The organism is Janthinobacterium sp. AD80, from assembly GCF_002878455.1.
Lineage (GTDB): Bacteria > Pseudomonadota > Gammaproteobacteria > Burkholderiales > Burkholderiaceae_D > Janthinobacterium.
Window position 1 is genome coordinate 1 of the sequence record NZ_NRDQ01000149.1, and the last position, 9,683, is coordinate 9,683.

A 9,683-nucleotide genomic window follows, 5' to 3' on the forward strand; every position below is an offset into this window, starting at 1 on the left:
GGCGCGGCTGCGGGCGTCGGCGCCGCGGGCAGGGCCGGTAATTCGGGCAGGTCGGCGATGCCGGCGATGGCGTTCAGGGTCTGGTCGATCTGCGCCGCATTGGCGGCCAGCCAGGCTTCCGCGCCCGCGTCGTCCAGGCGCGACAGCTGCACGATCAGGTCGACGCCCGAGAGCAGCACGTCGACCCGCTCCGGCGTGAGTTTCAATCGGCCATGCTGGGCGGCGACAAAGCTGTCTTCCATGCCGTGCGCCAGCTGCACCACCACTTGCAGGCCGACGATGGCGGCGGCGCCCTTGATCGAGTGCGCCGCGCGCATCATGGCTTCGACGGCGGCCGCGTCGCCCGCGTGGCGCTCCATGGCCAGCAAGCCATCGGTCAGGATCTGGGTCTGGCTGTCCGCCTCCATGCGGAACAGGTCCAGCATGGAAAAGGCACTCAGGTCGCCGTGCTGGTCCTGGCTCATCGTAATAGTCTCGCAAGTTGGAAGCCGATCAGCGCCGTGTCGAGGCAGCCGATGCGCATGTCGCCTTCGGTGATCACGCCCGACAGGAAGCGCGACAGGCCCTTGTTGATGGTGGCGGCCGGCGCCTGCACGGCTGCCGAGGCGTAGCGCACGATGCCATGCAGGTCGGCCACGGGCAGGGCATACGACTGCTCTTCCCAGCGCATCAGCAGCAGGCGCGCAAAGGTGTGGCGTCCTTTGGCCGCCGGCGCATCGTGGTCATCGATGCCCAGCAGGTGCGCCAGCGACATGCAGGGATACAGCTTGCCGCCGATATTGACGATGCCGGCCAGGCCACGTCCACTGCGGTGCGGCAGCGCATGCGCCGCCGCCTGTGGCGCAACGGAGTCGAATACGCGCGTGGGCAGCGCCAGCCATTCGCGGCCGATGCGAAACACCAGCACCGAGCTGTCGCGCACTTCACCGCCCGCGTCCAGCTGGCGGAAATGGCTGGCCCAGTCGCGCTGGTAGTGCGCATCGACGGGACGCTGCAGGTTGCGCTGGGCGGCGCCAGCATACACGTCGCAGTTGCGGCAATGCACGTTGGCGGGCAGCTTGGGGCAGCTCTGGTCGCCGACCACGCCGATGTGGTTCCAGCAGTCGTTGATGTCGTCCAGGGTCTCGTTGGTGGTCATGGATACCCCTTAGTTGGAAGCCTGGCGGCGCTGGAAGATGCGTGCCGCGCGCGCCTTCAGCGTGGATGCCGCCGTGCTGTTGCCATTGCGTTCGGCCAGCAGGGCCAGGTGGCACAGCGCTTCGTAATGGTCGGGCTGCAGGTAGATGCAGCGGCGCCAGTAATCGTCCGCCAGGTCCATCTTGCCGGCCAGTTCGTTGATGATGCCCAGCATGAAATACGCTTCCGCCGCCTCGGGCACGCGGGCCAGGTGGGCATGGCATTTTTTCGCCCGCTTCGCGCAGCTGGCCACGGTCGGCCAGCAGGCGCGCTTCGGCCAGCAGGTCCGTTTGCACAGCGGCTTGCTGTACCGGCACGGCACGCGGGCGCGCCGCCGCTGGGGCTGGCGCCGGTGGGGTACGCGACGGCGCGGCCGTGGCGCGGGCGGCACGCTGCGCAGGGTGCGCGCCGGCGGCAAGGCGGCCACCTGGATGACGGCGGCGGGCGGCGTGCTGTCCTTCTTCAGCGCGAAGGCCTGGCGGAACTGCAGCGGCGCGAAGCCGTTCTGGCAGAACGACGGCACTTCCGCATAGCCGGCCAGCAGCATGCCGTCGTCGGCCAGGAGGGCAGAGAGGTTCTGGATCGCCGCGCGCGTGGTCGGCTTGTCGAAATAGATCAGCAGGTTGCGGCAGAAGATGACGTCGTAATGCTTGCTATAGGTGGCGGTATCGAACTGCAGCAGGTTGCCCTGCCTGAACGTCACCTGCTCGCGCAAGGCGTCGATGATGCGGTAGCAGTCATCGGCCACGTGCGTGAAGTAGCGCTCGCGGAAGGCCACGTCCTGCGCGCGGAAGGCATTGCGGCCATAGATTCCCGCCTGCGCCCGCTCGATGCAGCCGGGGCTCAGGTCATAGGCGTCGATGCTGAAGGCCTGCTTTGGCACACCGCCGTCGCGCAGCGCCATGGCCATCGAATACGGTTCTTCGCCGCCGGCGCAGGGAATCGACAGGATGCGCGTGGCGCGTCCCCGTGCCCAGCGTTCCTGCACCAGTTCGACGGTGGCGTAGAAGGCCTGCGGGTCGCGGAACAGCCACGATTCTGGCACCACCACCAGTTCGATCAATTGCGTCATTTCCGCCGGCGTGATGGCGTGCAGATAGGTTTCGCTGTCGGCAAATCCTGTTTGCTCCATGCGCTGGCCGACGGCCCGCTCGGCCACGGATTTCGAGACGGACAGGCCGGTGGCGCGGCGCAGCAGGGTTTGCGCCGTCATGCCGCGCTCCCGCCCTGGAACAGCAGCGCGCGCACGTCCGGCGGCAGCAGGTGTTGCAGTTCCACCAGCTGCACGATGCCGTCCGCGTCGCTGGCCACCTGGCCCAGGAAGGGTGCCGTGGTCACGCCGCTGTCTTCCAGTTTTTCCATGGCGATGTCGGCGATGCCGCGCACCTGCGAAGCCAGCAGGCCCAGTGCGTGCGTATCGCCACCGGGCGCCTGGTAGTCGACGATGACGATGCGCGTATCGAATTGCGCCGCCGCCGGCGGCAGGCCCGCCAGGCGCGACAAATCAATCACGGGCACGGGCACGCCGTGCAAGTCCACCAGGCCGGCCACATAGTCCGGCGTCAGCGGCAGCTGCTTGAGTTCCAGCAGCGGCAGCACGCGCACGATGCCGGCCAGGGGCAGGCCGTAACGGTCGCGTCCGATATGAAAGACCAGGACTTTCATGGCTCAGATGGTCACGGCGAAGGTCGACACGCTCGACTGCAGGTCACCGGCCGCATATTGCAGCTGGTGCACCGCCTCGCTGGTGGCCTTCAGGGACTCCACGGTTTGTTGCGTCGCATCATTGAGCTGCATCATGGTGTCGGAAATCTGCGAAGCACCGATGGCTTGCGACTGCATGCCTTGCAGCACGGCGTCAAATTGCGGCGTGAGTTTTTGCACCTGGTCCATCACGGAAGACAATTGCTCGGCCACTTGCCGCACTTCGCCCACGCTGCGGCGAATTTCTTCCGAGAATTTATCCATGCCCATCACGCTGGCGGACACGGCTGACTGCATTTCCTTGAGCATTTGCTCGATATCCCACGTCGACACGGAAGTCTGGTCGGCCAGGCGGCGGATTTCCGTCGCCACCACAGAGAAGCCGCGGCCCGCTTCGCCGGCTTTTTCCGCCTCGATGGCGGCGTTCAGCGACAGTATGTTGGTCTGGTCGGCTACCTTGGTGATGGTGATCAGCACGCTGTTGATATTGCTGGCTTTTTCCGACAGGGCGGCCAGCTTGGCGTTGATGGAATCGGTGGCCGAGACCATGTGCTGCATGGTCGAGTCCATGCGCTTGAGGTTATTCTGCGCTTCGGCCGTGGCGTTCGTCGTGTAATCGGCCACTGCCGTGGCGTCTTCCATGGTTTTCAGCAGCTGGCTGGTATTGGCCGAGATTTCCTTGGTGGTGCTGAGAATTTCCACGCTGGTTTGCGCCTGCTCAATGCCCGTGGCTTCCTGCTGGCGCGCCGAGGCGGCGATTTCCGTGGCCGAGGTCGTCACCTGGATGCCGGCCTTTTGCACATTGTTGAGCAGGCTGCGCAGGTTTTCGAACATCTTCGCCAGGCCGTTGCCCAGCTGGCCGATGGCGTCGCTGCCCGTGATGCTGACCTTGCCTGTCAGGTCGCCCGAGGCGGCTTTCGAGACCACTTCCAGCAGGGAGTCGACCTTGGCGCGCAGGGTATTCGTGGCGGCCAGCTCATTGGCCTGGTTATCCTGGATGGTTTGCGCCATGCGGTTGAATTCTTCCGTCACCTTGCCCAATTCGTCACCGGAGACGATGGCGGCGCGCGCGCCTTGCTCGCCGCCGGCGATGCGGCCAACGGCATCCGTCAGGTTGTTCAGGGGGCCAAGAATGGACTTGCCGAGAATATAGGAAATGCCCAGCGCCAGCACCACGCACAGCAGGCCGCCCAGCGCCAGGGTCAGCATCATGGTTTGCTGTAATTGTGCCGTGGTGGCGGTGCGCTCTGCCAGCAAACGGCTTTCCTCGGCCGCCGCTTCGTCGAGCATCTGGTTGGCTTGCTTGACGGCCGGATAGCCGGCCGGCGGCATGCTGCGCGCCACCGACTCCGTGGCGCCCGGCGCATTGCCCAGTGCGCGGCGTTTTTCAATCAGCGGGTTAATCCATTCCTTGACCCAGGTGGTGGCCAGCTGGTCGATCTTGCGGAAGCGTTCCGACTGCACCTTATTGTCGGCCGTCATGGCGACGGCTTTTTGCGTGTGCTGCGCCAGGATTGCCATTTCGTCCGTTTCCGGGTTCAGAGATGCGTCGTTGCCGGTCAGGATGAAGCCGCGCGCTTCCACCTGGATTTGCAGGATGGAATTGTGGATCTTGTCGATCTCGATCAGCACTTCCATCGTGTGCCGGTCCCATTTGTTCGCTTCCGACAGGCGCGCAAAGCTGTTGTAGGCCACACCCAGCAGTATCAGGATGATGGCCACGATCGAGCCGAAGCCCAGGTACAGTTTATTCTTGATACTCAGGTCTTTGAACATGGGAGGGCTCCGGAAGCGGGAAGGTCAGCACAATTGCACTGTAGCATTTTGCCACGTGGACAGCAAAATGGGGACAATCCCGGGACGTGGCGCGATGTAAATCGCGGACGAGTGCGCTGCAAATGCAAAAAAGCCGCCCGAAGGCGGCTTTTGCACAGGCCGGGAAGCGACGCCTCCCCGCCTCGATTACTTCTGGCCGCGCTTTTCGCGGGCGATGGCGGCGATGCGCATGCGCAAGGCGTTCAGCTTGATGAAGCCGCCGGCGTCGGCCTGGTTGTAGGCGCCGCCGTCTTCGTCGAAGGTGGCGATGTTCATGTCGAACAGCGAATCCGTTTTCGAATCGCGCGAGACGACGATCACATTGCCCTTGTACAGCTTGATGCGTACCCAGCCGTTCACGGTTTGCTGCGTGTGGTCGATCAGGGTTTGCAGGGCAACGCGCTCGGGCGCCCACCAGTAGCCGTTGTAGATCATCGACGCGTAGCGCGGCATCAGGTCATCTTTCAGGTGGGCCACTTCGCGGTCCAGGGTGATCGATTCGATGGCGCGGTGGGCTTTGAGCATGATGGTGCCGCCCGGGGTTTCATAGCAGCCGCGCGATTTCATGCCGACGTAGCGGTTTTCCACCAGGTCCAGGCGTCCCACGCCATGCTTGCCGCCAACCTTGTTCAGTTCGGCCAGCACGGTGGCGGGCGACATGCGCACGCCGTTGATGGCGACGATGTCGCCTTTTTCGTATTCGATATCCAGGTATTCCGCTTCGTCCGGCGCCTTTTCAGGGCTGACGGTCCAGCGCCACATGCTTTCTTCCGCTTCGGCGCTCGGGTTTTCCAGGTGGCGGCCTTCAAAGCTGATGTGCAGCAAGTTCGCATCCATCGAGTACGGCGCGCCGCCGTTCTTGTGCTTCATGTCGATTTCGATGCCGGCGTCTTCCGCGTACTTCAGCAGCTTTTCGCGCGACAGCAGATCCCACTCGCGCCATGGGGCGATGATTTTCACGCCCGGTTTGAGCGCGTAGGCGCCCAGCTCGAAACGCACCTGGTCGTTGCCCTTGCCGGTCGCGCCGTGCGAGATGGCGTCGGCGCCGGTGGCGTTGGCGATTTCGATCAGGCGCTTGGCGATCAGCGGACGGGCGATCGAGGTGCCCAGCAGGTATTCGCCTTCATACACGGTGTTGGCGCGGAACATCGGGAAGACGAAATCGCGCACGAATTCTTCGCGCACGTCTTCGATATGGATGTTTTCCGGCTTGATGCCGAACTTGATGGCCTTGGCGCGTGCCGGTTCCAGTTCTTCGCCCTGGCCCAGGTCGGCCGTGAAGGTGACGATTTCGCACTGGTAGTTATCTTGCAGCCATTTCAGGATGACGGAGGTATCGAGCCCGCCCGAATAGGCCAGGACTACTTTTTTAATGTCGCTCATATTGCTTCCAGTTGTCGTTGTCTATGTATGTATTGCGATACTGCCAGGGTTTGTGCAGTGCCTGGCGAATTAGTTGATTTTACCGAGTAACAGGTATTCGATCAGCGCTTTTTGCACGTGCAGGCGGTTTTCCGCCTCGTCCCACACCACCGATTGCGGGCCGTCGATGACTTCGGCGGCCACTTCCTCGCCACGGTGGGCGGGCAGGCAGTGCATGAACAGGGCGTCGGGCGCGGCACGGGCCATCTTCGCGCCATCGACGATCCAGCCGTCGAAAGCGGCGATGCGGGCCGCGTTTTCCGCCTCGTAGCCCATGCTGGTCCACACGTCCGTGTTGACCAGGTGCGCGCCTGCGCAGGCATCGGACGGATTGTCAAAGAAGGTGTAGCGTTCGGTCTTGACTTGCGCCAGGTCGATGTCATAGCCCTTCGGCGTGGACACGTTGACGTGGAAGCCGAACACTTCGGCCGCCTGCAGCCAAGAGTACAGCATGTTGTTGGCGTCGCCGATCCAGGCGACGACCTTGCCGGCGATCGAGCCGCGGTGTTCGATGTAGGTGAAGATGTCGGCAAACACCTGGCACGGGTGGTGTTCATTGGTCAGGCCATTGATCACGGGCACGCGCGAATTGGCGGCGAAACGCTCGATGATCTCCTGGCCAAACGTGCGCACCATGATGATGTCGCACATGCGCGACATGACCTGGCCCGCGTCTTCCACCGGTTCGCCACGGCCCAGCTGGGAGTCGCGCGTGTTCAGGTAGATGGCGGCGCCGCCCAGCTGGTGCATGCCGGCCTCGAACGAGAGGCGGGTGCGGGTCGAGTTCTTTTCAAAGACCATCACCAGGGTGCGGTCGATCAGGGGATGGTAGATTTCGTAATTCTTGAACTTGCGCTTGATCAGATGGGCGCGTTCGATCACATATTCGTACTCTTCCAACGTGAAATCGGAGAACTGGAGGTAATGCTTGATCGGTTTTTTTGTCGACATAATGACCACTTGAAGATGCGCAGGCCGCCGGCGGCGTGCCTTTCCCGCCGGGTTGCATCAGCGTAAACATCTCGTGCTGATGACTGCCTTGCCCGGCGCGCTGCTGTGTTGATCGTCGCCCGCGCCTGTGAATCACGCGGATCGATGCGGTTTGCCAAGTTGTAAATCATGCAATGGCAGGGACTTCAGCCATTCAATTATAAGGGTTTTGCTTTTAGATTGGAAAGACTGGCCGGACAGGTACTTGTGTAGACAAGCAGCGCTGTCCGGCCGGCGTTTCAATAGATGCTGGCCGGGTCGGCCGCGTCAAGGCGTGGCGCCACCCGCGGCAAGTCCAGGGTAAAGCGCGTGCCGGCGCCGCTGCTGGCCACCTGGATGGTGCCGCCCAGCAGGGCCGTGACGATGTTGTAGCTGATCGACAAGCCCAGGCCGCTGCCGCCCTGGCCCAGCTTGGTGGTAAAGAAGGGGTCGAAAATGCGCGACAAATACTGTTCCGCGATACCGCCGCCATTGTCCTCGAAGACGATCTGCACGCGCGCGGCGTCCGCCGTGGCGCACAGGCGCATGCAGCCCGTGCTGGCGCTGCCGTCGTTGCCGCCCGGGTCGAAGGCGTGCAGCAGGGCATTGTTGATCAGATTGGTGATCACCTGGCCGAACGGCCCCGGATAGCTGTCCATGGCGATGCCGAAATCGACCTCCATCTCGATGCGATGGCCCGAGCTGCGGATGCGGTTCATGACGGTGGCGATGATTTCATTGCTCACTTGCTGCAGGTCGAACTGGCGCCGCTGCTCGGTGGTGCGGTCGACGGCCACCTGCTTGAAGCTGTTGACCAGGTCGGCCGCGCTGTGCAGGCCGCGCATCACCAGCGCCGACGCCTTGCCCGCATCCTCGATGTACGCCGCCAGGTCGGAGCGGCGCAGGCCGGGGCCGTTCATCAGGCGTTCCACGTCTTCCGTTTTCTGTTGCATCGTGCTGGCGATCAATAAACTGTTGCCGATCGGCGTATTCAGTTCATGCGCCACGCCGGCCATCAGCGAGCCGAGGGCGGCCAGCTTTTCCTGCGACACCAGCTGCGCCTGGGCATCCTGCAACTGGCGGTAGGCGCTGGCATTGTCGAGGGCGATGGCGCCATACGCGCACAGGGTGCGGAAGATCAGGCGCTCGCGTTCGCCATACGCGTTGGCTTGGCAAGCCTGCACCGTCATCACGCCCAGCACGCGCTCGCCCACCATCAGCGGCACGTACAGCACGCTCTGATTATGCAGGGTGCCGGGCACCGTGTAGGCGTGGCGCCGCGGCGGGACCTGGGCGATATACACTTCGCGCCGGCCCAGCAGGCAGCGCACGGAGTAGGCGCGCGGATTGCTCAGCGGAATGGCGTTGTCGGGCAGGGGGCGGCCCGCTTCCATGCCGTGCGCGCGGCGCAGCGCCGTGCCGGGGCCATCGAGCATGTAGACGGCAAAAGTGTTGACGGGCAGCAAGGCATGCACGTGGCGGTCCAGTACCTGGAAAACGGCGCTGGCGTCGAGATGGGTGGTGATTTCCTGGCCGATGGCCGACAGGCGCTCCAGGGTGTCGCTGGTCTGCTGCAGCACTTCGGCACGGCGCGCCTCGGAGGCGGCCAGTTCGCGGTGGTGATAGCCTTCCGAACGCGCATGTTCCGTCTGGTGGTAGACCTGCATGGCGGTGGCGCGGTTGCTTGCCTGCTGGGTGTGGCTTTTTTCACGCGCCATGCCTGCATCGAGGGCGATGTCGTAGGCGCGCGCATAGTCGCCCGCATGCGCGTACTCGCGTGCCAGCGCATCGAACAGCTCGCCTGGCGGCACATAGCCGTCGATGGAGGCGGCCACTTGCAGGGCCTGGTGCAGGAAATGCAGGGCCGGGTTGCGCTCGAGCATGCCGGGCGGCGGCGGCAGTTCGTGGCGCGCATGCAGCATGGCCAGCACGCGCAGGGCCGCCACCTGGTGCATGGCATCGCCTTGCGCTGTCGCCAACTGGCAGGCCCGCTCGGCTGCCTGCAATGCTTCTTCCGGACGGTCCAGGTAAGACAGCGCATGTGCGCTGCCGCGCTGCGCCATGCTGCGGAAGTCGGCCTGGCCCAGCGCTTCGGCCCGTTGCGCCAGGCGGCTGAAGGCGTCCAGGGCCGTGTCGTAGTCGCCCTTGTCCAGGCTCAGTTCGCCCAAGTGGAACAGGGCGTTGGCGTAGGTGCGCGCGCCGGCCACGGGCGCCAGGATGTGCAGCGCGTCGCGCAGCAGCTCCTCGGCCGTGGCAAGGCGGCCCAGCTTGCGCATGGTGTCGGCCGCGTGCGTCTGGCAGGCGCCGATGCTGCGCGGCCAGCCCGTGGGGCGCGCCAGGTCCAGCGCGCATTGCATCCATTCGAGCGCCGATTCGTTGTCGTTGAGGCTGGCAAAGCAGTCGCCGATATTGATGGCGGCCGTGATGGCGCCGCGCAGCTGGCCGCTTTCCAGCGCCGCTTCATAGCTTTGCATGTAGTGGCCGGCGGCCGTGCCCAGGTCGCGCGAGGTATGCGCCAGCAGGCCGCGGAAGTCATGCACCCAGGTGGCCAGCGGCACGGGCAGCTTGCCGCCGTCACCCAGGAACTGGGCGCCCCA

Annotated in this window: 8 protein-coding genes; all 8 read right to left on the minus strand. The window is 64.3% G+C overall.

Going from position 1 to position 9,683, the window contains the following annotated elements:
* Positions 1-464: Hpt domain-containing protein (locus tag JaAD80_RS23235; RefSeq protein WP_180979552.1), on the minus strand; the 464-nt coding region annotated here is incomplete at its 3' end.
* Entirely contained in the window at positions 461-1,138 is a 678-nt protein-coding gene (locus JaAD80_RS23240) for a chemotaxis protein CheW (RefSeq protein ID WP_102297960.1), read from the minus strand. The genes JaAD80_RS23235 and JaAD80_RS23240, both read right to left, overlap by 4 nt.
* A gap of 9 nt (positions 1,139-1,147) precedes the next feature.
* Positions 1,148-2,389 (minus strand): protein-glutamate O-methyltransferase CheR, encoded by a 1,242-nt coding sequence (locus JaAD80_RS23245; protein WP_258003141.1) that lies wholly within the window; start codon positions 2,387-2,389, stop codon positions 1,148-1,150.
* Complete coding sequence (locus tag JaAD80_RS23250; RefSeq protein ID WP_102297962.1) at positions 2,386-2,841, minus strand: chemotaxis protein CheW; 456 nt, start codon at positions 2,839-2,841, stop codon at positions 2,386-2,388. The genes JaAD80_RS23245 and JaAD80_RS23250 overlap by 4 nt, the downstream gene beginning before the upstream one ends.
* A gap of 3 nt (positions 2,842-2,844) precedes the next feature.
* Positions 2,845-4,656 carry a methyl-accepting chemotaxis protein gene (locus JaAD80_RS23255; RefSeq protein ID WP_102297965.1) on the minus strand — a complete coding sequence of 604 codons (1,812 nt, stop codon included), beginning with the start codon at positions 4,654-4,656 and terminating at the stop codon, positions 2,845-2,847.
* Positions 4,657-4,842: 186 nt separating this feature from the next.
* The gene (locus tag JaAD80_RS23260; RefSeq protein ID WP_102297967.1) at positions 4,843-6,078 is read right to left on the minus strand and encodes an argininosuccinate synthase; all 1,236 of its coding nucleotides are present in this window, start codon (positions 6,076-6,078) and stop codon (positions 4,843-4,845) included.
* Between the two features lie 69 nt (positions 6,079-6,147).
* Positions 6,148-7,068, minus strand: coding sequence for an ornithine carbamoyltransferase (argF, locus tag JaAD80_RS23265; protein WP_102297970.1), 921 nt, complete (start codon positions 7,066-7,068; stop codon positions 6,148-6,150).
* 278 nt (positions 7,069-7,346) lie between these two features.
* Positions 7,347-9,683 (minus strand): ATP-binding protein (locus JaAD80_RS23270; protein ID WP_102297973.1); only part of this gene is annotated, 2,337 nt, incomplete at its 5' end.